Annotated in this window: 27 protein-coding genes; 10 read left to right on the forward strand and 17 right to left on the reverse strand. The window is 45.6% G+C overall.

Annotated features, from left to right (window positions below):
- Nucleotides 1–6: 6 nt before the first annotated feature.
- Nucleotides 7–576, forward strand: coding sequence for a DUF6620 family protein (locus AB4Z08_RS22360; RefSeq protein ID WP_441576009.1), 570 nt, complete (start codon nucleotides 7–9; stop codon nucleotides 574–576).
- A 60-nt stretch (nucleotides 577–636) separates the two neighbouring features.
- Here AB4Z08_RS22360 and AB4Z08_RS22365 read toward each other — a convergent pair whose 3' ends face one another.
- The 7 genes from AB4Z08_RS22365 to AB4Z08_RS22395 form a co-directional block, all read right to left on the reverse strand.
- Nucleotides 637–1,146 carry a hypothetical protein gene (locus AB4Z08_RS22365; RefSeq protein ID WP_441576010.1) on the reverse strand — a complete coding sequence of 170 codons (510 nt, stop codon included), beginning with the start codon at nucleotides 1,144–1,146 and terminating at the stop codon, nucleotides 637–639.
- A 77-nt stretch (nucleotides 1,147–1,223) separates the two neighbouring features.
- Complete coding sequence (locus AB4Z08_RS22370; protein ID WP_441576011.1) at nucleotides 1,224–4,016, reverse strand: hypothetical protein; 2,793 nt, start codon at nucleotides 4,014–4,016, stop codon at nucleotides 1,224–1,226.
- A 63-nt stretch (nucleotides 4,017–4,079) separates the two neighbouring features.
- A complete protein-coding gene (locus tag AB4Z08_RS22375; RefSeq protein ID WP_441576012.1) occupies nucleotides 4,080–6,242 on the reverse strand; it encodes a HEAT repeat domain-containing protein in 2,163 nt (720 codons plus the stop codon).
- Nucleotides 6,242–7,876: a hypothetical protein gene (locus AB4Z08_RS22380; protein ID WP_441576013.1), complete on the reverse strand. Its 1,635-nt coding sequence runs from the start codon at nucleotides 7,874–7,876 to the stop codon at nucleotides 6,242–6,244. The genes AB4Z08_RS22375 and AB4Z08_RS22380 overlap by 1 nt, the downstream gene beginning before the upstream one ends.
- 36 nt (nucleotides 7,877–7,912) lie before the next feature.
- A complete protein-coding gene (locus AB4Z08_RS22385) occupies nucleotides 7,913–8,110 on the reverse strand; it encodes a hypothetical protein (RefSeq protein WP_441576014.1) in 198 nt (65 codons plus the stop codon).
- A gap of 63 nt (nucleotides 8,111–8,173) precedes the next feature.
- On the reverse strand, nucleotides 8,174–8,698 hold the full coding sequence (locus AB4Z08_RS22390; protein WP_441576015.1) for an SRPBCC family protein: 525 nt from the start codon (nucleotides 8,696–8,698) through the stop codon (nucleotides 8,174–8,176).
- Between the two features lie 175 nt (nucleotides 8,699–8,873).
- A complete protein-coding gene (locus AB4Z08_RS22395) occupies nucleotides 8,874–9,374 on the reverse strand; it encodes a hypothetical protein (protein WP_441576016.1) in 501 nt (166 codons plus the stop codon).
- A 152-nt stretch (nucleotides 9,375–9,526) separates the two neighbouring features.
- Between AB4Z08_RS22395 and AB4Z08_RS22400 the strand changes: the two genes are divergently transcribed.
- The 3 genes from AB4Z08_RS22400 (at nucleotide 9,527) to AB4Z08_RS22410 (ending at nucleotide 12,258) form a co-directional block, all read left to right on the forward strand.
- Nucleotides 9,527–10,105, forward strand: a complete 579-nt coding sequence (locus AB4Z08_RS22400; RefSeq protein ID WP_441576017.1) for a Crp/Fnr family transcriptional regulator — start codon at nucleotides 9,527–9,529, stop codon at nucleotides 10,103–10,105.
- Between the two features lie 87 nt (nucleotides 10,106–10,192).
- Nucleotides 10,193–10,639: a DoxX family protein gene (locus AB4Z08_RS22405; RefSeq protein WP_441576018.1), complete on the forward strand. Its 447-nt coding sequence runs from the start codon at nucleotides 10,193–10,195 to the stop codon at nucleotides 10,637–10,639.
- 68 nt (nucleotides 10,640–10,707) lie between these two features.
- On the forward strand, nucleotides 10,708–12,258 hold the full coding sequence (locus tag AB4Z08_RS22410) for an MFS transporter (RefSeq protein WP_441576019.1): 1,551 nt from the start codon (nucleotides 10,708–10,710) through the stop codon (nucleotides 12,256–12,258).
- A gap of 37 nt (nucleotides 12,259–12,295) precedes the next feature.
- On the opposite strand, the gene AB4Z08_RS22415 is transcribed toward AB4Z08_RS22410, so the two are convergent.
- Together AB4Z08_RS22415 and AB4Z08_RS22420 are read right to left on the reverse strand one after the other, a co-directional pair.
- The gene (locus AB4Z08_RS22415) at nucleotides 12,296–12,922 is read right to left on the reverse strand and encodes a hypothetical protein (protein ID WP_441576020.1); all 627 of its coding nucleotides are present in this window, start codon (nucleotides 12,920–12,922) and stop codon (nucleotides 12,296–12,298) included.
- A 13-nt stretch (nucleotides 12,923–12,935) separates the two neighbouring features.
- A complete protein-coding gene (locus AB4Z08_RS22420) occupies nucleotides 12,936–13,385 on the reverse strand; it encodes a hypothetical protein (RefSeq protein ID WP_441576021.1) in 450 nt (149 codons plus the stop codon).
- Nucleotides 13,386–13,462: 77 nt separating this feature from the next.
- On the opposite strand from AB4Z08_RS22420, the gene AB4Z08_RS22425 reads away from it, so the two are divergent.
- Nucleotides 13,463–13,648, forward strand: a complete 186-nt coding sequence (locus AB4Z08_RS22425; RefSeq protein WP_441576022.1) for a hypothetical protein — start codon at nucleotides 13,463–13,465, stop codon at nucleotides 13,646–13,648.
- Between the two features lie 212 nt (nucleotides 13,649–13,860).
- The gene (locus tag AB4Z08_RS22430; protein WP_441576023.1) at nucleotides 13,861–14,679 is read left to right on the forward strand and encodes an HAD-IIA family hydrolase; all 819 of its coding nucleotides are present in this window, start codon (nucleotides 13,861–13,863) and stop codon (nucleotides 14,677–14,679) included.
- 66 nt (nucleotides 14,680–14,745) lie between these two features.
- Here the strand turns inward: AB4Z08_RS22430 and AB4Z08_RS22435 are convergent, their stop codons facing one another.
- Nucleotides 14,746–15,150 (reverse strand): hypothetical protein, encoded by a 405-nt coding sequence (locus AB4Z08_RS22435; protein ID WP_441576024.1) that lies wholly within the window; start codon nucleotides 15,148–15,150, stop codon nucleotides 14,746–14,748.
- Between the two features lie 137 nt (nucleotides 15,151–15,287).
- Between AB4Z08_RS22435 and AB4Z08_RS22440 the strand changes: the two genes are divergently transcribed.
- Nucleotides 15,288–15,641: a hypothetical protein gene (locus AB4Z08_RS22440; protein ID WP_441576025.1), complete on the forward strand. Its 354-nt coding sequence runs from the start codon at nucleotides 15,288–15,290 to the stop codon at nucleotides 15,639–15,641.
- 30 nt (nucleotides 15,642–15,671) lie between these two features.
- Here AB4Z08_RS22440 and AB4Z08_RS22445 read toward each other — a convergent pair whose 3' ends face one another.
- The 3 genes from AB4Z08_RS22445 to AB4Z08_RS22455 all read right to left on the reverse strand — a co-directional run bounded on the left by AB4Z08_RS22445 (nucleotide 15,672) and on the right by AB4Z08_RS22455 (nucleotide 17,727).
- Complete coding sequence (locus AB4Z08_RS22445; protein WP_441576026.1) at nucleotides 15,672–16,055, reverse strand: response regulator; 384 nt, start codon at nucleotides 16,053–16,055, stop codon at nucleotides 15,672–15,674.
- Between the two features lie 238 nt (nucleotides 16,056–16,293).
- Nucleotides 16,294–17,214 carry a dihydrodipicolinate synthase family protein gene (locus tag AB4Z08_RS22450; protein ID WP_441576027.1) on the reverse strand — a complete coding sequence of 307 codons (921 nt, stop codon included), beginning with the start codon at nucleotides 17,212–17,214 and terminating at the stop codon, nucleotides 16,294–16,296.
- Nucleotides 17,215–17,250: 36 nt separating this feature from the next.
- Nucleotides 17,251–17,727, reverse strand: coding sequence for a cupin domain-containing protein (locus AB4Z08_RS22455; RefSeq protein ID WP_441576028.1), 477 nt, complete (start codon nucleotides 17,725–17,727; stop codon nucleotides 17,251–17,253).
- Nucleotides 17,728–17,843: 116 nt separating this feature from the next.
- Here AB4Z08_RS22455 and pdxR point away from each other — a divergent pair, with 116 nt between their 5' ends.
- Nucleotides 17,844–19,289 carry a MocR-like pyridoxine biosynthesis transcription factor PdxR gene (pdxR, locus tag AB4Z08_RS22460; RefSeq protein WP_441576029.1) on the forward strand — a complete coding sequence of 482 codons (1,446 nt, stop codon included), beginning with the start codon at nucleotides 17,844–17,846 and terminating at the stop codon, nucleotides 19,287–19,289.
- 236 nt (nucleotides 19,290–19,525) lie between these two features.
- On the forward strand, nucleotides 19,526–21,298 hold the full coding sequence (locus tag AB4Z08_RS22465) for an ATP-binding response regulator (RefSeq protein WP_441576030.1): 1,773 nt from the start codon (nucleotides 19,526–19,528) through the stop codon (nucleotides 21,296–21,298).
- 16 nt (nucleotides 21,299–21,314) lie between these two features.
- On the opposite strand, the gene AB4Z08_RS22470 is transcribed toward AB4Z08_RS22465, so the two are convergent.
- From AB4Z08_RS22470 to AB4Z08_RS22485, 4 genes are all read right to left on the reverse strand, one after another.
- Nucleotides 21,315–22,442: a terpene synthase family protein gene (locus tag AB4Z08_RS22470; RefSeq protein ID WP_441576031.1), complete on the reverse strand. Its 1,128-nt coding sequence runs from the start codon at nucleotides 22,440–22,442 to the stop codon at nucleotides 21,315–21,317.
- Nucleotides 22,443–23,016: 574 nt separating this feature from the next.
- Nucleotides 23,017–23,220 carry a helix-turn-helix transcriptional regulator gene (locus tag AB4Z08_RS22475; protein WP_441576032.1) on the reverse strand — a complete coding sequence of 68 codons (204 nt, stop codon included), beginning with the start codon at nucleotides 23,218–23,220 and terminating at the stop codon, nucleotides 23,017–23,019.
- A gap of 112 nt (nucleotides 23,221–23,332) precedes the next feature.
- Entirely contained in the window at nucleotides 23,333–24,484 is a 1,152-nt protein-coding gene (locus tag AB4Z08_RS22480; RefSeq protein WP_441576033.1) for a serine hydrolase domain-containing protein, read from the reverse strand.
- Nucleotides 24,485–24,487: 3 nt separating this feature from the next.
- The gene (locus AB4Z08_RS22485; RefSeq protein ID WP_441576034.1) at nucleotides 24,488–25,699 is read right to left on the reverse strand and encodes a 6-bladed beta-propeller; all 1,212 of its coding nucleotides are present in this window, start codon (nucleotides 25,697–25,699) and stop codon (nucleotides 24,488–24,490) included.
- Between the two features lie 261 nt (nucleotides 25,700–25,960).
- On the opposite strand from AB4Z08_RS22485, the gene AB4Z08_RS22490 reads away from it, so the two are divergent.
- Nucleotides 25,961–26,536: an RNA polymerase sigma-70 factor gene (locus tag AB4Z08_RS22490; protein ID WP_441576035.1), complete on the forward strand. Its 576-nt coding sequence runs from the start codon at nucleotides 25,961–25,963 to the stop codon at nucleotides 26,534–26,536.

The following is a 26,536-nucleotide window of genomic DNA, read 5'->3' on the forward strand; positions in this document are numbered from 1 at the left end:
AACTATATGTCAGAAAATCCATTATTAGCACCCATTCACGGTATTAGCTTAGAAGATTACAGCGCTGCCTGCGCAAAGATGGGAAGTGGCCTGAGTGAGCAGGATGTCGCCAGTGCTTTGGGGGTGGAGTTACCCGTATGGCAGGAAGCCAACCTGCTTTGGCCCGAACGTATGAAACAGGACGAAACCTTTCATATTGTAACCCTGTTTGGTCAATATTTTGGTCAGGCTGATCAGCATCCGAAGTTCAGCAACGTAAAGCCCAATCTTTCTCCCGCAGCCGCAGGGAATACTGAAAAGATTAAAACCGACAAAGATTTTTATGATGAACTGGAAGTAGCACGGCAGGTTGCCTACGACTATGGCTTAGACGGTGCTCAGTGGATCGTGGACCAATATGGCATTTCGCTGGGCGACTTTCAGATTGCCGCCAGTAACTGGAACGAACAACTTCACCGTGAAATAGCGGCAGATTTTGACGGCTACAATAGAAAGCAGGCTGCTTACAGAGCGAAGTATGAAAAACTTTTTTCTGAGGCACAGGGCGGAAATGTAGCGGACGATATCGAGTTCTAAAAAATAGCTTACTTAAAAAGGGGCCGTCTCATCAGTGAGGCGGCCCTTTTTTGCGAAGTACTAGATGATTTTCCTGAATATCAGCGTATCTACCGTACGCCATTGTATGCTGTCCTGGCTCATTTCAAAAGCCATCTTAAATGTGGCAGGAGATAATTTTTCGTAAATAAAATGTTGATAGGCTTTCCTGCCTGCCTGGTTAATATCTGTATTAGTTAGCACCAATCTATCTTTTTGTGTATAGTCACCATGAAATTGCCGGTGTCCCTGGAAGCTATCAAATATAAAAGCAAGCAACGAACCATCTTTTTCTGTACCCCATAAAGAAAGTGCCTTATAACGATTGGGTGGGATATCCTCATGTTCATATTGTAACCAGCTGCTATCAAGCGACATAGTAAAGGTGGCTGTAGCAGCTATTGACCTGCCATTGGAGAAATTGCCTTTTCCTTCCCATTTTCCTGCAAAGTATTGAATTAAGTCTGTTGGTAATCTGGAAGATGATTGCTGTGCGGTGCTATGGAAAGCTATACCCAAACAAAAGAAAAATAGGATTGATACCTGCTTCATTTTAATTTTCAGTTCTAAAGATGATAGCAATGAATGTACTTAATTTATTTTTGAGACATCATCATTGTATAAGAATACTATTTTGCTGCGAACTTTGCGTCCAGTTCCTGGATGGCATTATTAATCACCGCCAGTTTCTCTTTCACCTGCCGGGTATGCGGATAGTACTGCAACAGTTCTTTCAGCAACTGATAGCCTTCTTCCAGTTTGTCCGACTGTAAAGCGCTGGCTGCCCGTTGAAATAACTGCATGGCAGATTCCTGATCGGGATCTTTCTTCGGAAAATATTTATATTCAAAAGTCTCCCAGAACTCATTGTTCCATGGCCAGTTTTGCTGTATCACTGCACTATTCATCCCCTTCAGCACATTAGGAAACTGCTTGCCGTTAAACGCCGGCTCCAGTTGTTTTAACACCTGGCATATGCCGAGATAGATATGAGCTGCAGCATCCGCGAGCATGACCGGTACCGGTTTGCCATTTAACAGCTGTACATAGTCATTCCACTTCTTCCAGAAAACAAACAGCATCCGATCGCCCAGCGCATTGTTGGCAGATAGTTGTCTGTAGCCATTATACAGCCATGTCAGGAATTGCTCAAAGCGGTCTTCATCTTTATACAGATATTTTGCCCAGATACCATTCGAATTTCGGAACAGGTGTTCCAGTACCAGGTAAGGTAGGGTGGCGGCAGATTCCAGGCTGCTGTCGGGTAGTTCGTTGAATACCTTTGCGGGAAGATCGCCGGGTTCTATCGCAAAGATGAGCGCTGCCACCGGCCACTGGGTATAGGGACAAATCCATCCGCTGTATTCCCATTCGTTGAGCGTGGTATAACGTTTTTTGGAATTGATTTCCGGTGCATTAAACTGCATGTATCGCTGGTAGTGCGCTTGTGTAAAAATGCTCACCAGCCTTTGACGGTATTCCAGGTCAATGAATCCGACCTGCTCCAGGTATTTTCTCACCTGGTAAACACCGTCTTTGTCCTGCGATACTAAAATATAGTCGAGACTCAGCGTTACCAGCTCCGGTGTGACCAGTTTACCCTGTTGCATGATGCTGAGCAGCTGTTGCAACAGTCCGTCCGATTTAGGTGTACGCAGCAGCATTTTATACAGCTCCACCACTTCATTCTTTTTGATGGTTCTGTTATTCCATGCTTCGGTAAGTAGTCGCTGGGCTTCCATGTAGGTTTGCATACCATTTCTTTTCAGCATCGTTTGCTGAAAAGCGGGGAGGAAGGCGCCTGTCTGATCGGCTTTGTCTGCGCCTTTCAGCAGCCAGTTCGCTTTGGTAAGAGATACGAAGTAAGGCAGTTCTGCCCGTATCTCCGCATGTTGGTCTGCCAGTTTACCTAACAGCTGTACCCATTCATCGAGCGGTTGTTGCGGATACCAGGCAATGTGCCGGTACAAAGCACGGAGCAGGGAAGGGGCCAGCTGGCTGAAATCTGTTTCCAGCGTTTTTAGTAAACGATAGATACGATCCAGTTCATAAATATCTTTTGCCTGTTCGAGGAGTAAGCCCATACTTTTTTTAAGGTCCGGATCATCACTATAGGCGAAGGTCTGCAACCGGTTACTCACTTGTTGTTTCAGGGTGGGCGGGTACCAGGCACCTTCCATGATGCCGGCAAACAGCTGCAGTAATGATGGTCTGTTTTCGTCTGTGATGGTGATTTCACAAACGGCGGTGGCCAGTTTTATTTTCAGGGCATGATCTGTTTCTGCTACAGCCAGCGTTACGAGCAGGGCTTCTGTTTGTGGCGACTTGCGTCCTGTTTGCAGGATCACATCCAGGAGGGCGCTGCGCAAGCCTGTAAGTGGCTCTGACTGTATGGCCTTTGCCAGTGCCGGTTCCAGCTGTTCCTGTTGTTTCGGGAACTGATGAATCAGCAGTGGCAGCACCGCTTCGCGGACGTAGGGGTTTTTATCCCGGAGTCCACTGATAATCAGATGCGGCAGATCATGTTGTTGTAAAAGTGTCAGCAGCCGGATCTTTAAACCGGCAGATGTTGTTTGTGCAAACAGTTGATTAAAGTCTTCCTGCAGGTGGGGATTGGCTACCAGTCTGCCTGTGACCAGTGTCAGCAGTTCCGGCTGATCAGGCATCCGTTGCAGTGCCGCAAACATATCTGTAAAGAGCGAAGGGTCCACGGTTCTCATGGCCGATAGCAACTGAATGATGGCATTCCGCACATACAAAGATGTTTCGCCGGATAACCTTGCAGTTAGATCGGCCAGTATCGGCGCCGGCAGCAAAGGCATACCAGCAAGGAACTGTATGGCTGATTGCCGGATATGTTCCTGCTCTAATGGGTCCAGGAATAATAAGGCCAGTTCTGCTGCATGTGGAGACGGAAACTGTTGCACCAGGGCCAGTAGAGACTCCCGGCATTCCGGTGGCGCCACAGGAATATACGCGGCGATTTTAGTAATGGTGTCCGTTGTTTTTTCCACACTGTTACGGAGTCCTGTGATACAAATGAATTGAATGTTGGTATCCAGGTCATTCACCAGTGTATCTGTCAGTATTTCGGCAATTTCGGGTATATGTGATACCAGTGTGGCCAGCCGCTCCAGCGCAAGGTATCTCAGGGGGCGCTCCGGATCAAGGCAGGCGATGATAGCCAGGGCATGTATGTATTGAGCACGTTCTGTGATGCGGGTAATATCAATGTTGCAAAGCAGGCTAAGCATGGCGTGCTTCACTTCGATACTGTTTTCTGCCTGGATGGCTTCCGTCAGTTTGTTGACGCCTTCTCCTGTTTCCAGGAACGGGCGTAGTCCGCGAAGTGCCTCCAAACGATCGGTGGTACTACGTTCTGTTGATAAAAGTATATCGAATAAAGCTAGTTCTTCTGCCATATCCATGTTTAATAGAGATGATTAAATTTTTTGTCTCCTTACCAGTACTCACTATTCCTTCACTCAGTCGGCGAAGCCGGGGCCATCATCGTCTGTACTTGCTGCTGCGGGAGTAGCAGTACGGAGTAATGTTTCCATATCCCAGCCACCGTTGCGACAGGCTGTTTTAAGTATTTCCTGAAAATCGCGTTCGGAGGAGTTGCCTGTTATTTGAAGTGTTGCTTTCAACAAATCAAATGCAGGCTCCCAGGTGTTGTTGGCTGCCAGGTAGGCCATATAAGGCAGTACGCCGGCAACGGTGGTCTGGCGCAATAGCCGTTGCCTGAATGCTGCTTCCAGGTCTGCGCCCCATATCATCCGCATCAATTCATCCAGTTGAATAAGCGGAATATACCGGCTTCTTTTTTCCAGTAACATCCACAAACCGTCTTTCAGTTCAGGGGTGGTTGGATTACTTTTCAGCACCAGCAGATAATGTTTGAATTTTGATTCATTGCCTAAATCGGTATGTAGTAACTGATGAAGTATGTACCTGCTCAACTGGTCATCGAGGCCTGCATTAGCGGCCAGGAAACGCAGTATTTCCACATCAGACAGACCTTCCTGGTAGAGGCTGCCGCTGCTGTTGGGGTCAAGTGTTGCCACGAGAATGCGGTTAGCCATTTGCGGGTTGTCGTTATAAAACAGCCAGAGATGCGGGAAGATGCCGCTGAGATCATGTGCTACGCTGACTTTATGCAGCCATTGTTCCCAGTTGATATGTTCACCACCTGATTGTGCAATGGCTTGTTCCTGTACCTGAGTGCAAATGTGCCTGATCTGATCATTGGTTTCATGATCTGCGAGGCGAAGAAAGATCTGCACCGTTGCTGCCGGCAACTTCGGAATGCAGCTGATTTTTTTGGCCAGCAGCGCACGAAGTTGGGTGTTTAGCTCCTGGTGCAATAACACCGGTGCGGCCGCAGCTACTACCGCGGTGTTTTCTGCCGTGAGTGGTATTAACAGAAAGCCACGGATGGCCCATTCCTTAATAGCTGTAGAAGGGGCTTCCAGCGCTTTGGTGTAGAAGGCATTCAGTTCATCACMAAAGGTGACAGCGGTGGTAATAGATTTTAATATGGCTGCTTTACAATCATCCCGTTGTTCTTTTTCATATGCCGAGATGAATTTTTCGAATAAAGGGTAACGTACAGGTACCTGTCTCCCTAAAATATCATATAGCTGCACGGCCAGTGCAGCTTGAATTTCCTGATCCAGCAAACCCAGGAGGGCATTGGTCAAAGACTCATTCCGCTCTGTATAAGGGGCGAGTAGTTGTAACAACTGTCCTGCTGCGGCCATATCTTTTTCGGTTAATAAACAGGCACACAGGTAATCAATATTAGCGGGAGTGAGTGATATGCTGTATTCAAATACATTCAGGGCTGCCTGTCGCACTGCGGAATCAGGATCCAGTTTCAGCGCATGTAAAATAGTATCTGTTACGTTGGTCTCCCGGATACCATTTACGGCCAGCAACTGTATACTCCATTTTCTGAGCAGCGGGCTTTTATCTACGCGGATCAGTTGGCACAGGGCTGCCTCAAAAATAATGGAGCGATCCACACAATAGCGCAGCACCATTTCCTTGATGGTAGCCGGTTCTTCGGGTTGCAGTAATTTTTCTATGCTGCCTGTTGCCAGTCTGTCCTGTAATAATAGGCGGTTAACGAGCACCAGTTTATCTGTTTCATCTACTTTGTCGATGAGCGTTGTATAAAAGGCGATGTCTGCTTCATCAGCATCCACGCGTATCAACAGCCAGGAAAGGATTTGCCGGGAAGTATCCGCATTCGTTTGTTGTGTATAAAAGGAGCGTAATTTTTCCCTGGCGTAGGTATCGGTGATAGAAAATCTGCCCAGCAGTGGGAGGATGATATCCCGTGATTCATCCTGTTGCAGCATGTCGGCCAGTAATTCAATAAAATGGTTTTTGTTGGGGATGGCTTGTATCCCGCCGGCAGCCAGGCGATACAGCATATCCGCTTTCAGCCGGGTATCTGTTTCACCAGCCAGGAGGTTAATCCATTTTTCCATGATGGCAGGGTCCTGCAGATAGTGACCTGCGGAGGCCAGCAAAGAATATTTAGTATCTGTATCAGAAAGCGGTACCATGTCCAGCATCATCAATGATTGCTCTGTGTTGGCCGTTCTTCTTGTTTTAATTTCATCCAGTAAGCTACTCATCAGGAAGTTTTTAGAGTACCAGGTTTCATGCCGGATAAGGCATCCGCCAGCATGTTCTGTTGTTGTTCGTTCAAGGAAAGTTTGATCAGCGCATCCAGTGCTTTCTGCCGCGAGCCGGTGTCTATCATTTCATTTTTCACTACGGCCAGCAGGATGTCGAATTTCTTTTCTATTGCAGGACGCAGGTAGCCGTCGAGGCTCAGTCGCACCAGTTCGCGGTCGTTATCGTATAACAGCACCTCTTCCAGTGCGGGCACAATCTGCGGGTACGACTCGGCCGCATTGGCGAGTATACCGGCGCAGGTAACCCTGAAAGGAGATCCGGGTTCCACCAGTTCTTCACAGAAAGCATCCACCAGTTCCGGGTGCCTGGTGACAGACAAGGCTTTCACCTGGTTAAATAAGATGTCGCGCAGTTCTTCATTGCGTTCCCGCTGAAATAATTGGAGTACGGGCGCCAGTACTTTTTCTATACTTACCTTACCCAGTACGAGCTGCAGTACTTTCTTACGCTGCACGGTGTTGGGGAGGTCTTTAATACTATTCATTAGTAGGGTGCTGATTTGTTCATCACGTCCGGCATAAGGCGCCAGCATATCGGTGAGCAGGTTAAATTCATCGGCGTCATATACACCTGGATTTCCGGAGAAGGCGGTGGCTACTGCCTGCCGGATCTCCGGAATGCGCATCACGGGTTTTAATAATTGCAGCAGCGTTGTCCGTACGCCGGCGGAATGGTCCGATGACAGGAGCCCTGCTAATTTTATCAGTTGTTCGTTGTTGAGTTCCGGTAATTCGTTCTGCAACTTGAGGGCGGCACTGCGTATAGTGGCTTCTCCATCCTGCGTAGCTGACCAGAATAGTTGGAGTATGATTTCCTCTGTCCATGGTTTAATCCTGGAGAGGGCCATCAGTGCTTTTTCGCGGGCATATACATCATTGTCTGTTTGTAAAACAGGGATGATCACCCCTGCATAGCTGACATCCAGCAGGCGGGCATCTGCCAGTCTGGACAAAATACGGAAGCGTATTCCCCTGTCATTTTTTACATCAAGATAAGGTTGTAAGCCGGCCACCATGGTATTGTCCCATACGGGGCATCGTTCTGCCAGTTCAATGGCCTGCTGTTGTAATAACGTAGGTGCGTGTACGTTTTTCAGCAACGCTGCCAGTGCAGTCGCTGCTGATATGGATGGCAGGGAGGTAATGGCTTCCTGTACTGCCAGTCGTTCCGGTTCACTCAGGTTTTCTTCTCCGCTCAGTTCAATGAAAAATCCGGCCAGCCGGGGATCCTGATGTATACTTTCCTGTAACCGGTACAATAAGGAAGTTCTTATCTCCCTGTCTTTTTCCTGTTTGAAAAAATCCAGTAATGCAGCAAATAAAGGGGCTGTATCCGGGAAGCGGGATGTATTTAATCCGGATAGGAACTGTACCAGCCTGTCACGGGTTTCTTTGTCTTTTGTTAGTGGCAGCACTTCCAGTAATGCAGTGGTGACTTCCGGTACATGCAGGTTTTGCGATGCCAGTTGTATGATCTGCGCTTTTATTACCTGCTCGGAATGTGGGCTGCCTAATACTTTACGGATAAGTCCCGGTAAAGCATTATTAGGTTTTTGCGTTGTCTGGTCCATGCTGTAAAATTCAATAAAGAAAAATATAGGTTCCTGTTAAATGCTTTGTATGGCTTCAATTTTATGCAGCGCTATTATGCAGCGTTTGCCACTATCGTCCCTGATTTCTGCAAATTCAGGATAAACGTTAGTGACAATGCCGCTGAGTACCGCCTGCGTTAAAAATATGTTGATGGGAAGTTGCTCTGATTGACTGTTCTCGAGCATGACAATAAACAAATTCGATGCTGACATATGGTTAACGTTTTTTATTTTATTTCGGGCAGCGGTAAATATAAGCAATTCAATGAAACCAGATTACTTTTCCGCCGCAGTTTTTAAGGCCGCCAGCCAGGATGTTAAGGAATTGTCAAGCGCTGTTTGGAAAGTACCTTTTAGTAGCCACACCAGCCAACCTTCCATGCTTTCATCTACAGCTACTTCTGTCGTATTTCCTTTTGCCGTAAATGTCCAGTTATGAATGGCAAATGATCCAAAGGCCGTACCAGACCAGCCTATTTTATGTAAGGAGTCCACTGTGTGTAGCGTAGAATGAATCGTCAGCCCTTTATTTTTCCAATCAAATGTAGTACCTGCCTGTAGTGGACCATTGAGCTTAATGGAAGGGATTTCCTTTTGCCAGGTAGGCCAGCGGTCGATATCACCGAAAACGCTCCATACTTTTTCTATCGGCGCATTAATCACGATAGTGCGGTGTGTAATGACGGGGGCAGCGGTATGGATAGACGTAGAAGGCTTATAAGTACTGAACAGTTCTAAAGCGCCAATGGTAATGCCAGCCAACAGTATCAGGTAAATGAAGTATTTCAGCAGCTTTTTCATGATGAAGTTTTTAGATGTAGTAATGTTTAACACTTCAAAAGTACGATGGAGGATAGGCGGGGCATTGTAAGAAAACGAAACCGGGGTTATGGTTTTTTTGGGAATGGTGCTAGATGTTGTGAGGAAAAAGAGCATACAGCAACTGAACCTGGTGCAAAATTAGAATATTTGTGAGTCAGTCAAATAATTCATCGCCATGTGTAATGCATGTATCCTCTCTGAAACCGCTCAGCGTTCCTTTGCGTGTTGCTGGATTTCCGGGTATATTGGTAATGCTTTTTGAACGGAGGTTAATAACTTTGACGCCTATACTTTTTTTGTCCCCTTCCGCAAAGTAAGTATCATAAATAACATACCTGAAATTATCACTGGTGAAGTAAACATAGTTTAAGTCGATACCTGCATTGGCAACTCCACCACCACGCAGCCAACCGGAATAGGTGAACGCTGACCAGCTGCTTTTTGATTTGCCGGGGAATTCAAATTCCGTTTTATTTTTAGTACCAAACCTGTAAATAAGATACCTGCCTTTTTTGTCTTTGGATAATGTGACCGTTTTCCCATTCTGCGTGTCAAATGAGAAGATCACTTTTTCATTTGGCAAAGTTTGTCCAAAGATGGTGAGGACAAAGATGACCAGGAGGAGAAGTGTACCTGCAGTTATTTTTAATTTCATATAGGACGAAAGTTAACCTGATTTTATGCTTTACCGCAACAATTCCAGTAATACGCCAAAGGTAGGGGATATCGTTTATCCACCGGGCAAGGTAGTTAACAAAAGAATGCAGCAACAGCGTTTTTGGCGGTATAAACTTTTATCTTTGACGCATGTATACACGCCTGCTGAATCATATAGCCCGGTACATTACCCTTGACGAAACCGACCGGCAAATATTTTGTAACGCACTGGAGTTAAAGAAGCTGCGGAAGCATCAATACCTGCTACAGGAAGGGGATATCTGCAAGCGTGATCACTTCGTGATAAAGGGAGGAGTGCGCCAATATGAAGTAGATTCCGAAGGGAGGGAGCGCATTGTTCATTTTGGGTTTGAGGATTGGTGGATTACCGACAGGTATAGTCTGCTCACTCAAACGCCTTCCGTTTATAACATAGAGGCATTGGAAACAACGGAGGTGCTGCAGATAAATGCGGATGCCCTGGAAGCATTGTATAGCAAGATGCCTGTGTTAGAGCGGTATTTTCATAAAGTATTGCAACAAGCTTTTGCGATCGGACAAAAAAGGGTACTGTTGTTACAGAAGTCTGCAGAAGAGCGCTATCACGCGTTCCTGGAGGATTATGGTGCTATTGAGCAGCGACTGTCCCAGCAACATATTGCGGCTTATCTGGGCATTACCCGGGAAACCCTGAGCCGTATCCGAAGCCAGGTCGCCAGGAAAATGTGATATTGTTGGCAATTATTTTTTGATAAATGTCACAGGATAACAGCTGCCTGTTAACCCACCTTTGTATCAAATAAAATGTACAAAGAAATGATGCATCAACTTTTAGCAACGGATAACAGCTGGACTTCCCTGGTATTAAGACTGACTGTAGGTATTGTATTGTTCCCACATGCCGTGCAGAAAATGTTCGGATGGTTTAATGGACCGGGATTATCCGGCGAAATGAAGTTCATGACGGGCGTAGCCGGATTGCCCGCTTACATAGCGGTGCTGGCCATCATCATTGAATGCGCAGGGATGATCATGCTGCTCACAGGTACCGGCACCCGCGTGGCAGCCATTGGTATTTTTGGATTGTTTATCGGTATGATCACCTGCATCCATGGCAAGAACGGTTTTTTTATGAACTGGTTCGGGAAATTACCTGCCGGGCAGGAAGGCTTCGAATATCATTTGCTGGTACTGGGAATTTGTATCGTGCTGTTTATAGCCGGTGGTGGCAGGTATTCGGTAGACAGGTGGTTAACGGTATGATAAATGCTGGTGGAGAGGGAACATTTTGCAGGAATGTATGTTAAATTGCTATTCTCATCTCCACCATTATGACAACCGTATCGCTCCGTAGCGCCGAAGGCAAATGGATTATGGTGACCACCATATTAGCTTCTGCCATGGCTTTTATAGATGGCACCGCATTGAATGTGGTGTTACCTTCACTGCAAAGAAATTTGAAAGCTTCCGGCGCAGACCTCTTCTGGGTCTTAAATGCTTACCTGCTGATGCTGGCTTCCCTGATATTGATAGGAGGTACGCTGGGCGACAGGCTGGGGCGTAAGAAAGTATTCATGATCGGGATCTTTATTTTTATCCTCGGCTCTGCGGCCTGTGGCCTGGCGGGTAGCGCCACCATGCTGATCATTTTCCGGATGATACAGGGCATCGGAGGTGCGCTGATGATACCGGGAAGCCTGTCGCTGATTTCCTCAGGTATCAATGAAAACGAAAGAGGAAAAGCCATTGGCACCTGGTCGGCCATCACTACGCTGGTCACCATGGGCGGACCGGTATTAGGCGGTGCATTGGCAGATGCGGGTTTATGGCGCTACATCTTTTTTATCAACGTACCGATAGGTGTGATGGCATTATTGTTTTTGGGGTGGAAGGTATCTGAAAGTAAAGAGATAGATCCACAAAACGGACTTGATTTTCCGGGAGCTATACTCATTGCCTTTGGGTTAGCCTTGCTCACTTTTGGTTTCCTGCGTATGCCGGCAGAGGGTTTAGGGGATGTAAAAGTATACGGATCTATTATTGCCGGGATCATATTGCTCGTTGCCTTTATAGTGGTAGAGCATAAAAGCAGCCATCCAATGCTGCCTTTGCCTTTGTTCGCCAACCTGACCTTTAGCGGGGCTAACCTGCTAACTTTCTTTCTGTATGCCGGTCTGGGAGTTGGTATGTTGTTCCTGTCGCTGAATATGGTGCAGGTGCAGGGGTACAGCCAGCTGGAGTCGGGGCTTACTTTTCTGCCATTCACGGTGTTGATGATCGGCATTGCCCGTTTTGCAGGGAGCCTGGCAGACCGGCATGGGCCCAGACTATTCCTCATTACAGGCCCTTGCCTGGCAGGTGCCGGTTTATTGCTGCTGTCTTTCGTTGGGGAAACAACCGGCCCTGGCGATTATTGGACCACTTTCTTCCCGGGTATCGTGGTATTGGGGTTGGGGATGTCTTTTACGGTAGCTCCTCTTACTGCTACTGTGATGGGGGCGGTAAGTAATCATTTATCGGTTACGGCATCGGGCATCAATAATGCGATCACCCGTATTGCCGGTGTGTTTGCCAATGCTGTTTTTGGGTCACTGGCGGTATTGTTTTTCTCCACCGCGGTGCAAAAGGATATGAATGCCTTTCCGTTGGAGCAGCAGCAAAAGGAAGCAGTAGTAGCACAGGCAGTAAATCTGGGAAACGCCCAGCCACCGAAGCAGTTGGACACTGCAAAACAGGCGGCTGTTCTTAAAGTGTATCACGCCGGCTTTGTGGAGGCCTATGGGAAAATCATGCGTCTCTCTGCAGCGCTGGGGTTCCTGGGCGGTTTGATGGCGCTGTTGTTTATCAGGTCATCCAAAACGGTTATAAAAGATGCTGCTTAGCTTATTGTTCAGTGCTGGTTGAGTGGGATGGAGCAGGTTATTTATCTGCAAGTAAAGCAATGGCCATTGCGCGGCGATAGAAATCCCCGAACTGCTCCGGTGTATATTTCGCCCACATGGCCTTTAAAACATCCAGCAGGTCTAATGACACCCATTCCCAAAGGGTGGTATCAAAGTTATATTTCAGCATCTGCATTTTTACTTCCTGTCTTAATGTATAGATGAATTCGTCGCTGAGCCCCAATTCTTCCAGTTTACGGGTCAGTAATTGATCTGTTGCTGCCGAATACGGTGTATCCAGAAAAGGTTCGAGTATCCAGCTCCAGATGTTAGTCCGGCGTACGATAGGAATCTGATGTGTATTTGCAAATGCTTTCAGTGTTTTCACAGGAATGGCGGGAGCAAAAATTAATTCATTTCCGATCTGTATAGTGGGGGGCGAAGATGTCAGATCTATACTGCGTATATCTTTCGCGGCAAAAGTAGTTTGTTGATAAGCAATGGAAGGCTGGAAAAGATAATGGTCGACATTGATGGTATCAGCTGTGGGCATCACTTCTCCTAATCGTGTCGCAAATAGTGCCATTTCTTCCCTGGAGGTAGTAAATGGGATGAATCCACTGGTCCAGATATCTTCATTTTCATTGCTGCCGGTTGTTTCCATACATCACAGTATTTTAAAATCTCAGGGCTTTTTTTATCGTTGGCACTTCTGCAAACGTTTCTTTTATCGTTTGAAAGATATCGACTGTCTCATAATCAATCTTAAATTGTTCCACTTTGAAATCTCTTTGCCGGATCAGCTCCATCCATTGGGACGGAATCGCAAAGTCATCCTGTTGGATATAATCTGAGAGAAAGTTGTTGAATATGATTTCTCCGTCTGTATAATAGGCGAATTCGAAAGTGAAAGTGCCCTGATAGGGGCGGATTCTCCTGATACTGGTAGCTACCAGCGGGTGGCAGTTAGCTACATAATCGATCAATTGTGCTCTTAACGCTGCAGGATATACATTTTTCTGCTGGAATGTTTTAATAGAGGGCAGCGGATATTGGGCTAAGTCATTTTCCATTTTTTCTTCGATGAAAAAAGGCACACAGCGATAATTCCAGGTTAAGTACGACATACGTCAATGGTTCAAGTTGTCAGATGGCAGCGCCTTGCGGCATAGATATTGTCCTATATACCGTCAAACGCTAATATATGAATGTAAAAAGACTTTTCGGGACCATTCTGACCATTTTGGGGATAATAGGCCTCATATATGCTGGTTTTGGTTTCATTAAGCACAGCATGCAATGGCGTGAATTGCTCGTAGCTGCTATTATAGGCATTATCTTCTTCGTATCGGGCATTGGCCTGGTAAGGAATACGAAAGACGAAGCATAACCGTTTATTTTGCGTTTAATGGATCACTTTTTCTAAATAATTTCCATTCCCGGAAATTATTATTATCTTTAGCCCGGATAACAATTCTACTTGTTATCTGTACTTTATGTACTGCTGTATCTACGCAGCTTCCCGCCTTTATCCATTCCATAGTTTTTTATGAATGTTATTTTTTACTGTTCAACTTATAAAGTAACCAACATCGAATTGCTATGAAAAAAAAGGGATTTCTTATCGACATGGATGGTGTAATCTACAAGGGAAGTGAACCAATTCCCGGCGCTGTGGAATTTATTAATGGTCTCCGGGATAAAGGGCTTCCTTTTCTGTTTCTGACGAACARCAGCCAAAGAACCAGCAGGGATGTTTGCTACAAGCTTAATAAGATGGGCTTTAAGGTAAATGACGAAGATATCTTTACCTGCGCCATGGCTACCGCCAGGTACCTGGCATCCAAAAAAGAAAACGGAACTGCCTATGTAATCGGCGAAGGTGGCCTGCTCACAGAACTGCACAATGCCGGCTATTCTATTGTAGATGACCAACCTGATTATGTGATTATTGGTGAAGGCAGAACGATCATGCTCGAATCTGTTGATAAAGCCATCAATATGATTATGAAAGGCGCTAAATTAATCGCTACTAACCTGGATCCCAATTGTCCCATAGGTGATGGCAAGTACAGAGCAGGATGCGGCGCACTCGTAGCGATGCTGGAATCTGCCAGCGGTATCAAAGCTTTTAGTGTGGGTAAACCCAGTCCGGTAATGATGCGCATGGCCAGGAAAACACTGGGATTGACTACCGATGAAACCGTGATGATAGGGGATACAATGGGTACTGATATCCTCGGTGCCGGCTCCATGGGCTTCACCACTATCCTGACGCTGTCAGGTGTAACACATGAAAATGACCTCGCACACTTTGGTTATTCTCCCGACTTTATTATTAAATCTATCAAAGACTTACTGAATGAACAACTGTTTATGAAAGTAATGGGAGAATCTTTGCTGATGGACGCAACTTACTAATATAAAATCCACCCGAAAAACGGAAACCTCACGTTTAACGTGGGGTTTTTTGTTGTTCCGGATCTATTATTCCATCAGCTCGACTCCTATCAGTTCCAGATCTTCCAGCTCCACTACCAAATCATAGTCAGGTGCAAGATCTGTAAGAAAGGTGATCATACATTCAATGGGTGTTTTTTGGGAAGTGGCAATGTATATGGCCAATAGCCGGAAGTCTTTTGAGAAATCATCAAAGATGAATGCTTCCTTTTTTCCGGCGCTGTTGGTGGCTGAAGTGATACGTGAAGAAATATCGGGGAGCATGGACGTATAGTGCTGCTCCAAAGACCGAAAATAGTCTGTTTGTGCCACTGTAGGCCCGTTTACATCCGCCTCAATGTTAAGGGTGATCTTTGCGGAAGCAGGCTTGAAATATTTCTCACATCGAAAATAATTGGCAGCTTTATTCAATTTGTTATACACGTAGGTCATGTGACCAAAGTAAGGATGCTGAATGGAAATGTCAGGCTTCTTTTTAAACAAAAAACTAAATAATCCCATAGGTAATTGCAGGCTGGTGATAATAATAAGATACGAATTTTAAATATCTTTCCGCCCAAATTATTACGATGGATCATATCCGCCAATTGTTCGAAAAATGGGAGTTGCCGCAGGAAGACCTGCAGGCATTGATGGACTATGAATGGCGGGATGCTTTTCGGCTAATGCCCTTAGTAGCGTTTGAAGAACTGATAGAATACAGAGACGAGTTTGGGTTACCGGAAACGGTTGCACCGCTGATTGATTGCGGTGGTTCCAATTATGTGGGCATTCATATATCCGGTACTATGAAAAATAAAATTTGTTTCCTCGACCACGAGGAAATGAATGTAACGCCTGTTTTTGAAAATGTGCAGCAGCTGTTGGCGGCCATCACTGCTGCACCGGAATGTTATGATTACCGCGATATACCTGTCGGCTGACCGGGTGATATGAACGCCGCCGGTATTGCTTTAGTTCAGCAGTTCCATGATAGACTGACAAAGCGTGCTTTTATTGAACGGCTTTTCCAGGAAAAGATCTGCCCCGTTTTCCAGTGCAATATCTTTCGCCGCTGCATCCATTCCCGAAATCATAATGATTTTGGTGGCAGGATATTTTTGTTTGAGATAAGTGATGAAATCAAGTCCGAAACCATCTGGCAGCCGGTTGTCGAGTAACACAATGGCCGGTGGCTGTTGTTGAAAATATTCCACAGCATCGGTAATGGTTTGTACATGTTCTATCTCCATTCCCTTCCCATCCAATAAAAGATTGATGAGTAAGCACATCTCTCCTTCGTCTTCAACAATCAGTAGCTTTTGCCTGGTAGTAGTGTCTATGGCGGTATTGGTCATAAAATCAGATTTAACAGTATTGGTTTAATTTGCAGGTATGTTATAAAAAATCATACCAACGTGCGACTGTTTATCTGTTCTTCTTTGCATCAGCTACCGTGTACCAGGGGATATGCAGGTATGTCGTAAGGATTGCTTCGACGGAAGGTTTGTATTCAAACAGGCAGGATTCTCTTCTCCCAAAATATTATTAATAATCCGGGAGAAGAGAAAGTAATAAAAACAAAAGTTTTTTTACCTATGAGCCTTGCGCTTGTGAGCACTGGTTTATACGTCCCAGGATCGCTGACAATTGCTGATAATCTTGATCACTCAACGGCTGCAGCGGACTTCTCAGGTAACCACTTTCAATGCCCAGTATTTTTAATCCTGCCTGAATAGCGGCCGGCAGGCCTTTGCTGACAATGAACTGCAACAGTCCAAACTGCTGATAAAAGATATCCCTTGCAGTATCCAGCCGATGCTGACTGATGGCGTCATACAATTGCTGGTTAAGCGCCGGTATTAAATTAAAGGCTGCGGTACACCAGCCACTGGCGCCCGCTGCAAACGCACCCAGCGCCAGCGGATTGGATCCGTTATAAAAGGCCACTGCTTCTCCCAATTCTTTGCGCAGGATATGCATACGCTGGATATCTCCGCTGCTTTCCTTGATCATGGTCACGTTGGGAATTTGCAACAGCCTTTTAAGCAGTGCTGGCGACATGTCAATACCACCGGTAGCCGGATTGTTGTAAGCCATAATAGGAATAGACAACTGAGCCGCCACTTGATCATAGTGACGGAAAATTTCATCATCCGTCAGCTTCCAGTAACTCATAGGGATGATCATTACCGCGGTGGCGCCGGCTTTTTCCGCGAATCGTGCATGATAAATTGTGCGTTCCGTAGTCAGATTGGATACCCCTGCCAGTACCGGCACGCGACCATTTACCTGCTGCAGTGCAGCTTCTGTGATAGCTTCCTTCTCTTCATCACGGAGATAGGGGAGCACGCCGGTACTGCCCAAAGGCGCGATGCCGTGGGCGCCGGATTGTACCAGGCGCTCTGTCAGCGTTTTAAATAAAGGGAGATCTATTTTTTCTCCGGCATCAAAAGGAGTGATGGGGTAGGCAATGATACCTTTGAATGTTGCGGTGTCGTTCATATTCTTTTTCATTTAGTGAGATGATAATAAAGAGGCAGATGCGTTGACTCATGCGGGATCACGGCCTTCTTCTTCCCGCAATGCCACGCCCAGGTTTTGTAGCTGAGGCGCATTTTCACAGGCAATATATCTTGCCGGCTCATTGTCACTTAAGTTCTGATGACGATGCCATGCCCAGCTGGGAATGTATACGGCATCGCCGGCCTGCCATTCCACTTTTTCGTCTTCCACTTCGGTATATCCTTTTCCTTCCAGAACAAACAACACGGTTTCGTAGGTATGCCGGTGCCTGTTGGTGAGTTGTCCAGGGAGCAGGCCACCAATGGTCATGCTCACGTTTTTGGTGGGGAGGTCTACAAAGAATACCGGGTGTTTACGTTCGGTGGAAAACTGGGTATGGGCGCCTGCCTGTTCTACATTTTTGTGGATCAGCTTTTCCTGCTTTACGTATACGGGGCGGGCAAATGTTTGATGAAAGTCTTTCGAAGAGAAAGCGGTGGGTGTTGCTGCGGTATTTTTTTCCATGGGTAAAAAGTTTTTTAGTGAAAAATGTTTTTCCGTCGATTCGATCTGACCCTACAAAATTTGCCTATTTTTGGATGACCTTAATCATCCAGTTTTCACTTAAATAGATGGTCCAGATGCTTAGACCCTGGAATACGATACTTCCGATTGATGTAGACAAACAGTTGTCGGTGTACCAGCAGATAGCTGATGGTATAATCGCTGAAATCCGTAAGGGACGTTTAAAGCCGGGGACTCCGTTGCCGGGCAGCCGCGTGCTGGCAGCAGATATTGGTGTGAACAGGAAGACAGTCGTGCTGGCCTACGAGGGATTGATAGCAGAAGGTTGGCTGGAAACCGTTGACAAGAAAGGGACCTTTGTATCTCATGAACTCCCACTGCAAAAAAAGCCGGCAACGAGGAAGGGAAATACTTTTGCCTTCAATCATACTACCGGGATGCTGCCGGAGCAGTCCGCCGTCCCTTCCGGCCTGATCACTTTCAATGATGGATTACCGGATGTGCGGCTGGCGCCTATGGATGAACTGGCGAAAGCTTATAAGCGCATCTTCCAGCAAAAAGCGCGCTGGCGTATGTTAGGCTACGGACATCCACAGGGAGAAGAAAGACTACGGGTGGCGCTGGTTAATATGTTATCGTTCAAAAGAGGTATGAATGCAGGCAAGGATAGCATCTGCATAACAAGGGGAAGTCAGATGGCATTGTACCTGACGGCGCATACACTGCTTCAGCCTGGTGATACCGTGGCGATGGAATGTCCCGGCTACCTGCCGGCCTGGCAAACATTTGCCGGAGCAGGTGCCAGTATGGTCAATATGGCTGTCGATGATAAAGGATTAGTGGTAGATGAGCTGGAACAGCTGTGCCGTACAAAGGTGGTGAAAGCCGTGTATGTGACGCCGCATCACCAGTTTCCTACTGCGGTGAGTATGAAAATGGAACGCCGGCTCCGGCTCATTGAATTATCTAACCGTTATGGATTTGCTATTATAGAAGATGATTACGATCATGAGTTTCATTTTGATGCTAAAAGCCTGTTGCCACTGGCCAGCCACCAGGATGCGGCCAATGTAATTTATATCAGCTCTCTGAGTAAACTGGTAGCGCCTGCGGTAAGGATCGGTTATGTAACAGGACCTGCTGCATTTATTGCCGCCCTGGCGCAGCTGCGAGGGCTGGTAGACCGGCAGGGTGATCCAATGATGGAACAGGCTATCGCTGAACTGATGGAAGCCGGCGCGGTGAACCGCCATGCGAAAAGAGCATTTAATATTTACAAGGAAAGAAGGGATCACATGGAAGCACACCTGTTAACCTATCTAGGTAAAAAGATGACGTTCCGGAAACCGGAAGGTGGACTGGCCTTTTGGGTGAAATTTAACCGCACAATTAATACGGAAGAGTTGTCTTTAAAGCTCCTGAAAAAAGGAGTGTCTGTGATGCCTACAGAGCGCTTTTCCTTTTCGGGTAAGCCTTTGAACGCATTACGGCTGGGCTATGCTTCGCTGACTCCGACAGAACTGGAAGAAGGTATCCGCATCATTGCAACGGCGATCCGCTAGGAAACGATGTAGTGGCATTTACATTTAATTTACAGTTGCTAAGTAAAATAGAGATATCTTTCGGAAACATTCCCGGGGATAAAATTAATAACACCCAAAGCAAGTATATACCATAGTAAAAAGGTATATTAGTAAAATTGAACCGACCCAAAGAAAGGAGATTTTGTTACAGGAATACTACATACTATCTCAAAATAACTTAAGGTGCCGCACCTTGATCTGAAAACCTACAAGACATGCGTTATTTGAACCTACATCTTAACAAAACCGGCAGTTTTAGAAAAAAAGTCAGCAATTTCATCTCCGCTATCTGGAATATAGGTACCACGGGTGTAACCGATCCTGAAAGTATAAAAAGGATCCGCTTAACCAACTCCATTGGTAGCTGCGTGGCGTTAATGGTATTTTTGATTGCCCCTGTTTATTTTGTATTTACACACAATAAGGTGATGTTGGCCGCCGCCGGCGTGGATGCGCTGGTTGCCTTATCTGTACTTCCCTTTAACTATTATAAAAAGCATTTAACTGCCAGTCTCGTGATCTACTTCCTGCAATGTTTTGCAGTGCTGGCATTCGGTATCATTTTAGGGGGTGTACTGCAACTACAATTCATGATTGTATTCCTGATCTCTATTCTTTACCTGATGTTTAAGGAAAGACGGTTAAGGATGTTTTGCCTGGTCTCCGCTATTTTAACACTCGGCGTTTTACAATCTATTTATTACTTTAATTCTGTAGAGTTACAACCCATTGGGTTAGGCACCGGTTACATTATTCAGTCGCTGGCCCTGGCAGGTGTATTGTTTCTGATCCTGGTAATCAGCAAGCCCTATGTACACAGTAATGATTACTATCCGGAACTGGAAAGAGCCAACCGTTTCAAAAAGATTTTTATATACCAGGTTTCACACGAACTGAGAAATTCACTGAACCAGGTTTACCTGGCTTCCAACTTACTGAAACAGGAGGCGTTGCTTGATGAAAACCTGAAAAAGAATGAGTACCTGATTGATGTGCTCCGATACTCCGCCATAGAGGCCAAGAATATTGTGAACAATGTACTGAGTATGTCAAGGATTGAATCCGGACTGGTAGAACCTATCGTGCTGGCTACTTTTTATGCTGCACCATTTTTTGAGAAAAGTGTAGCGGTATACCGGCTCATGGCCCGGTCAAGAGGACTGACCCTGAAACTGATGATCGATGCCAACATGCCTGCTGTCATGGTAGGTGATCCTTTGAAGTTAAATGAAGTGATCAATAACCTGTTGGGTAATGCCATTAAGTACGCACATAAAAACAGTATCATCTATTTAAGAATAGGAGTGAGCGGAAAAACGTACTGCATAGAAGTCACCAATAAAGGGGAAACTATTCCAATGGAAAAAATGACCGCCATTTTTGACCCCTTCGTGACCAATAAAAGTAACCGCAACATTGAAGGCACGGGTATCGGGCTTTCACTCGTGAAACGGCTGGTGACGACTATGGGCGGTAAAGTGGCTGCTACCACGCCCATGCCTGAACATATCAAGTTCACAGTGATATTGCCGCTGCAGGCAGGTAAGGTGGAAGATATTCCCGAAGAAGATGATGAAATGGATGTTTTCGATTTTTCGTTGAAGATAGTGCTGGCGGAAGACAATGAAATGAATAGTATGCTCCTGTCTAAATTGTTACAGAAACTAGGCTGTAAGGTGGTGACCACCACTAATGGACAGGAAGCATTGGAAGCCATTGAAAAGTATGCACCGGATTTAGTTATCCTGGATAGCGAAATGCCGGTATTAGACGGAGAACAAACACTGCTCAAATTAAAATCCCAGTCCCATACCAGCCACATACCTGTAATAATCGCCACAGCAGACGCTTTTGCAGAGAATCAGGGTCGCTTTACCGAAGCCGGTGCAGCTGCAATTCTGTCCAAACCCATTGAGCCCAAAGAATTGGCAAAAGTGCTGAACCAACATTTTAAACGCCACTGTGACGATTTATTACTACAACAGTAAGAGGGGCTGACGCTTCTTATACGGCTTTCGCTATCGGATCAGGTAACTGTGTTTCGAGCCAGATCGAGGCTGGGCGCTTGTACCGTTTGGTATACACCTGCCACAACCAACTCGCCTGCACACATTTGTCGATGCCTTTCAAATGCTTATTCAGCCTGGCTGTTTTATCCGCATCCGCCGCACTGGCTTTGCTTAGCTGCCCGTTGATTTTGTCTATTAAATCCAGCAATTCAATTAATATATCCTGCACAATTTTGGCGGCGCTGCCAATCACTTCGTTGAAAGTATACGCCGGATGATTCAGGGCAACGGCCATTAAAAGATTGGCGTCAGTACTATTGTCGATGACCTCTTTTTCAAACGAAAAAAGATCATTCGACAAACAGCCAAATGCTGCTGTTAAGAAATTGACCCTCCGCAAATAGTCGTCAATACCCGCTGCTGCACACCATTCTTTGCTCAGGAAGTTGCCTTCCGCATATTCAATAAGCAGTACAATGTGATGCATGCCGGAAGTATGGCAGCGCAGGTCAATGTACTCCTCCACTGTAGGAATGTGCCCAAGCGCATCTGAATTACCATCTCTGTGTGTTACATCAATATGATAACAATACAATTGCATGAACTCCTCAAACCAAACGGCGGGAGACGTTTCTTTCATGAATTGAAGAATTTCCACATTGGCTTTTTCTACCGGCGTGGCATCAGCCGGCAGCAATAAGTGATGATCTACGCTGGCCATTCTCTTCATTAAATTCCTCGCCTCCAATTGTTCGGTTGCTTTCAGATGACCGAAAAGATCCCGCCCAACTACGTCATTTAAGTAGTAGTCGATTGCATTGTTTTCCACCATCGCCAGCATGCGGTCGAACTGCGCATCCGGATACAGGTACAGTTCACAGGTGATGTAATGTTTGGCATTATCGCACCAGATACCATGCTCTTCACAGTATTGCTGTGCAATCCGGATAATCTCCCCGCTTTGAGGATGTGGATACAACTGCTTACAATATTCATCTAACCGGAAATTGCCAAAGTTGAGGAAATCAGCAATTGAAAAAACAGTTCCCTCCAGTAGTTGGTGGGAATACTGTTGCTGAATCTGCGCCATTCTAAGGGCAGTCAGGGACATTGTTTCATTCATAAATGTTGTTTTTTTTAATGTGTGTAAAAATAGAAGTCCATTCTATTTGCGTATAGCCGAACAGTTAGCCGCAGCCTGGGTAAGCATTGATGTAAGTAGACAGTAGGTGGCAGACGAAATAGGAAATAGACCGAAATAGACATAGGAACCATATCGGCTTTTTTACTATTGTTTAATGGTTATAGTAACCTTGCTGTAGTTGATAGGTAAATGTGATTACAATATAGCTAAAATGGACAAACCAATTGACGGGAAAAATAACGGTAAGGGCGAATACTAAAGCGGAATACAGCCGATTGTCACAAAATACACTGCGGCTTTAAAGCAGTGAAGGTAGCCCTTTACAGACTAAGGAAAAGATTATCAGGTGAAACGGTGCAATGAGGAAAGCGCCGGAGCAAACCGCTTTTTTATTGACGTAGATCAAAGATTAACAAAAAAGAGATCCGGCAATTTTGTGACATGAATCAAAATAATATGAACCATGCTGACCATACAGCAATAATACAGCAGGCAAAGGTGCTTTCCATTATGCAGATAGCGGCACATGCCTGGCACCTGAAAAATACGCCGGTTACTCATCCGCTGATTCCAGCATAAACAACTGCTGCACCGTTGTATGGAGAATCTTTGCAATTTTTAAAGCCAGTAACGTAGAGGGAACAAACCTGCCAGGTTCAATGGCGTTAATGGTTTGCCTGGATACCTTCGCTTTTTCAGCCAGGGCTCCCTTTGTCATGTTTTGTTTGGCCCGCTCTACTTTAAGGGTGTTTTTCATGAAGACTTACTACAAGCAGTAGCGAAAAGTTTGGTGTAGCAAATAATAAAGTGCTCTCATTTCATTAAAAGTAAAGTAAACTTCAGAAGAAAAGACAAATGTAATTAGCACTTTATGGAATTTGTTCCAGCATTTTCCGGGCAATCGCCTCTACCGGTATGTGCTGATTTACGGCCACCGCCACAAACGCTTTCGTAGCTGTATCATAGAGTACAATGGCGCGATAGGTTTCTGTGCCGCCACTGTGCCCGATCCAGCTATCCGTTGTATTATTGATCTCCCTAAAATCAAATAGCATGATCCCTTTACCATAATAAGTCCCTTTGTCGTACATGGGATACAAATCACGGAGACGGTCGTACGTTAATGAGAGTGTACCAAGCTTGCCGGTGAGTAAGGCATACAACAGCACTACCATATCTTTTGCGTTAGCAACAATGTTGCCGGCACCCAGCGGAATGGAATAGTCGGTGGCCACGATATGACCGTTTTCATGCGCCAGCGCCAGGTTCGCCGGTAACTCCTGCGGCGATAGTGCCCGGAGGGAATTGAGTTGTAAAGGTAACGCCATTCTTTCCTGTACTATATCCGCATAGGTTTTCCCTTCAATTTTTTCTGCGATCATAGCCAGTAACAGGTAGCCGGTATTGCTGTATGACCAATACTGACCGGGTGAAAACAAATTCTTTTTGGAGATGGCGAGGTCAATTAATTCCTGCGGTGCGTAATAACGGTGGCTGAAATGAAAAGTACTATCTGCATTAAAACTATATATACCACTGGTATGTTCCAGTAGTGCATCTATCGTTATCTTATCTGCATCGGGTATCTGCGGAAACCATTGGGATAGCCGGCTGTTACCGTCCAGTTTCTTTTCCTGGATCAATGCGGTAATGATGGTAGCCGTTATCAGTTTACCTGCACTCGCCCAGTAAAACACCGTATGTGCGTCTACTTTATGTTGATCAGGTAGCGAGATAAAGCCTGTATCTATTTGCCAGAGCCCTTTGCCGGGCACCAGCATCGCCGCTGTGATGCCAGGCATGCCGGTACGTGTAAACATCTCCCGCATCTTTTTATGCAAACTGTCATTGAGTGCACCGGAAAGAGGTAGGTGAATATCATATTGACTGGCATGCGGCAAGATATCCTCCTGTAGCGGTGCATGTTTAGCGCCGCCCTTGTAGCGTGCCTGTGCGGCTGCGTTTGGCAGGTTATAGCCGGTAAGCAATAGGATTAATATTATCAGGCAATAGTTTTTCATGGACTACATCTCCGCTTTAAATGTCACTTTAATAATTACCGGGTTACCTTTCCTGTTTTTGGCATCCTGGAAGTAGCTGGCGAGGGCAGGAGGATACACTGGTTTTTTATCAGCCGTGGCCTCTTTTTGCTGGAATAATACCAGGGAAGAATAGGAGGTATAAAAAGAAGTACTGTCTGTTGCCAGAAAATTATGATTAGCAAAATCTACGCCTCCCACCCGACTATCTGTTATAAAAAGAAAATGCGTGCGTTCATCCGCGGTGATTTTATCGAGGGCGATTAAATGCTTTGTTGCCAGGTTGTAAACATACCCGTCATTGCGGCCGGAATAGCTGCATGGACGGAAAAACAGGTTGTTGCCCATTTTAAAGATGCCATCCAGGTTATAATAAAAGGTTTTATTCTTTTCCACGCAGGCAATCCGCTTGCCGTTCAAAGAGGAGTCCGTAGGAAAATCGCGCGGCAGCGTGTTTGACATCGGGAACACAAATCGATATACCGGGTAGAAGGTGTGGGCACTGAGGTAATATACATTGAAATCATAAGGACGAACAAAGTAAGCAGCAGTATCATCGGTTGGATAAAAGGTACTGTGGTTGCTGTACAACATATCCCTGTTTTCGATGGGCGCGTATTTGAAATTATAGGGAAGATGTTTTTGCGATATTCCCTGCTCATCCATGATCGCTACCTGGTAGGCAATAGAATCTTTGTTCCTTCTATCGGCGCCATAAGAATGTCCGGCTGTTTTCCCTTTGGCGATGTTCAGCATGTCGTAGCCATAGCTGTACGTGTTTATTTTCTTAATGAATTTTCCATCGGTATCAAAACAAAAGGCCTCTTTGCCGTCAGGTAACCGGATCAGCTGATTGAATTTATCATAGGAAAAGGAATTCATGTAATAGTTGTTGCCACTGTTTACGGCACGTGCTTTTATTTTTGCATGGTACTTGCCTGCTTTGTCAAAAATCAGGACGGCATTGGTGGATCTATCCAGGATAATATAATATTCCGGCGTTACTACCAATTGTTCAATACTTCCGAAAACACTTTCAGGTGTGGATTCCAGCACAGTGAAGGAAACGTTTTCTATCAGCTGTGACGCGCTACCTCCCATAGCGGTAGTTGGATCAATACGAAGGGTAGTTATTTCCTGGGCATAGGTGACGGCAGCAAAAAAGAAGGTGATCACGAATAAAAATGAACGGCGCATAGCGAAAGGGAAAATTTGTCGCTTTAAGATATGCAATTAAATGCTGGGTTTATTCATGATAAGCTGAAACGGCTGGCTATTCCGGGTGAATGCCGATATGATTTTCTTTTTTATCAATATTTTTTTCGCAACTCTCTCTTTTTCCGCTGTGAATGTGGACTTTATCTTTATATTTCAAGTACAGAGCAAGTCATATACCCGGTCAGCACGCCATGACGGGTAGCTCAATGCCACGTATTTTTCATGAATAATATTAGCTGTATGTCAAGGGGAGTGCATCTGCTCAGTGATGAGGAACTGATATCTCTGATGGCGGAAGATAATGAAGCAGCATTTACCGCTTTATATCACCGTTATTGGGAGATGTTGCTGGGCATGGCTTTTAACCGTTTAAAAGATCTGCCGGCGGCGGAAGATATTGTACATGATGTATTTGCCAGCATCTGGCGTAACAGGAACAAACTGGCAGCGGACTCTTTAAGCCACTACCTCGCTGCTGCCGTAAAATATATGACCATCGCTCATTTCCGGAAGAAGGAGTATGGCCACAAATACCAGGAAACGATCTTAGATCCCGACCTTTGTGATGGCAACATGGAAAACAGGTTGCATTACCGGCATATCCTGCAAATGGTCAATGAAGAAGTAAATAATCTCCCTGAAAAATGTCGCGTGGTATTCCGCTATAGCCGCCAAAACGGGATGAGCTCCAGGGAAATAGCCCAGGTGATGGGTATCAGCCATAAAACGGTAGATAACCAGCTGAATAAAGCCATTACACACCTTCGCCATAAGATGAAGCACCTGATCCATTCCTGCTTCACTTTTCTTTTTTGA

The organism is Chitinophaga sp. RAB17, from assembly GCF_052114225.1.
Classification (GTDB): domain Bacteria; phylum Bacteroidota; class Bacteroidia; order Chitinophagales; family Chitinophagaceae; genus Chitinophaga.

What these genes read in the sequence shown, in the direction of transcription:
- AB4Z08_RS22440 (WP_441576025.1), top strand. Translation starts at nt 15,288, where the DNA reads ATGGATCATATCCGCCAATTGTTCGAAAAATGGGAGTTGCCGCAGGAA.
- AB4Z08_RS22435 (WP_441576024.1), bottom strand. Translation starts at nt 15,150, where the DNA reads ATGACCTACGTGTATAACAAATTGAATAAAGCTGCCAATTATTTTCGA.
- AB4Z08_RS22475 (WP_441576032.1), bottom strand. Translation starts at nt 23,220, where the DNA reads ATGAAAAACACCCTTAAAGTAGAGCGGGCCAAACAAAACATGACAAAG.
- AB4Z08_RS22450 (WP_441576027.1), bottom strand. Translation starts at nt 17,214, where the DNA reads ATGAAAAAGAATATGAACGACACCGCAACATTCAAAGGTATCATTGCC.
- AB4Z08_RS22380 (WP_441576013.1), bottom strand. Translation starts at nt 7,876, where the DNA reads ATGGACCAGACAACGCAAAAACCTAATAATGCTTTACCGGGACTTATC.
- AB4Z08_RS22470 (WP_441576031.1), bottom strand. Translation starts at nt 22,442, where the DNA reads ATGAATGAAACAATGTCCCTGACTGCCCTTAGAATGGCGCAGATTCAG.
- AB4Z08_RS22365 (WP_441576010.1), bottom strand. Translation starts at nt 1,146, where the DNA reads ATGAAGCAGGTATCAATCCTATTTTTCTTTTGTTTGGGTATAGCTTTC.
- AB4Z08_RS22370 (WP_441576011.1), bottom strand. Translation starts at nt 4,016, where the DNA reads ATGGCAGAAGAACTAGCTTTATTCGATATACTTTTATCAACAGAACGT.
- AB4Z08_RS22395 (WP_441576016.1), bottom strand. Translation starts at nt 9,374, where the DNA reads ATGAAATTAAAAATAACTGCAGGTACACTTCTCCTCCTGGTCATCTTT.
- AB4Z08_RS22360 (WP_441576009.1), top strand. Translation starts at nt 7, where the DNA reads ATGTCAGAAAATCCATTATTAGCACCCATTCACGGTATTAGCTTAGAA.
- pdxR (WP_441576029.1), top strand. Translation starts at nt 17,844, where the DNA reads ATGCTTAGACCCTGGAATACGATACTTCCGATTGATGTAGACAAACAG.
- AB4Z08_RS22455 (WP_441576028.1), bottom strand. Translation starts at nt 17,727, where the DNA reads ATGGAAAAAAATACCGCAGCAACACCCACCGCTTTCTCTTCGAAAGAC.
- AB4Z08_RS22445 (WP_441576026.1), bottom strand. Translation starts at nt 16,055, where the DNA reads ATGACCAATACCGCCATAGACACTACTACCAGGCAAAAGCTACTGATT.
- AB4Z08_RS22480 (WP_441576033.1), bottom strand. Translation starts at nt 24,484, where the DNA reads ATGAAAAACTATTGCCTGATAATATTAATCCTATTGCTTACCGGCTAT.
- AB4Z08_RS22490 (WP_441576035.1), top strand. Translation starts at nt 25,961, where the DNA reads ATGTCAAGGGGAGTGCATCTGCTCAGTGATGAGGAACTGATATCTCTG.
- AB4Z08_RS22420 (WP_441576021.1), bottom strand. Translation starts at nt 13,385, where the DNA reads ATGTCGTACTTAACCTGGAATTATCGCTGTGTGCCTTTTTTCATCGAA.
- AB4Z08_RS22390 (WP_441576015.1), bottom strand. Translation starts at nt 8,698, where the DNA reads ATGAAAAAGCTGCTGAAATACTTCATTTACCTGATACTGTTGGCTGGC.
- AB4Z08_RS22465 (WP_441576030.1), top strand. Translation starts at nt 19,526, where the DNA reads ATGCGTTATTTGAACCTACATCTTAACAAAACCGGCAGTTTTAGAAAA.
- AB4Z08_RS22385 (WP_441576014.1), bottom strand. Translation starts at nt 8,110, where the DNA reads ATGTCAGCATCGAATTTGTTTATTGTCATGCTCGAGAACAGTCAATCA.
- AB4Z08_RS22485 (WP_441576034.1), bottom strand. Translation starts at nt 25,699, where the DNA reads ATGCGCCGTTCATTTTTATTCGTGATCACCTTCTTTTTTGCTGCCGTC.
- AB4Z08_RS22425 (WP_441576022.1), top strand. Translation starts at nt 13,463, where the DNA reads ATGAATGTAAAAAGACTTTTCGGGACCATTCTGACCATTTTGGGGATA.
- AB4Z08_RS22410 (WP_441576019.1), top strand. Translation starts at nt 10,708, where the DNA reads ATGACAACCGTATCGCTCCGTAGCGCCGAAGGCAAATGGATTATGGTG.
- AB4Z08_RS22415 (WP_441576020.1), bottom strand. Translation starts at nt 12,922, where the DNA reads ATGGAAACAACCGGCAGCAATGAAAATGAAGATATCTGGACCAGTGGA.
- AB4Z08_RS22405 (WP_441576018.1), top strand. Translation starts at nt 10,193, where the DNA reads ATGATGCATCAACTTTTAGCAACGGATAACAGCTGGACTTCCCTGGTA.
- AB4Z08_RS22400 (WP_441576017.1), top strand. Translation starts at nt 9,527, where the DNA reads ATGTATACACGCCTGCTGAATCATATAGCCCGGTACATTACCCTTGAC.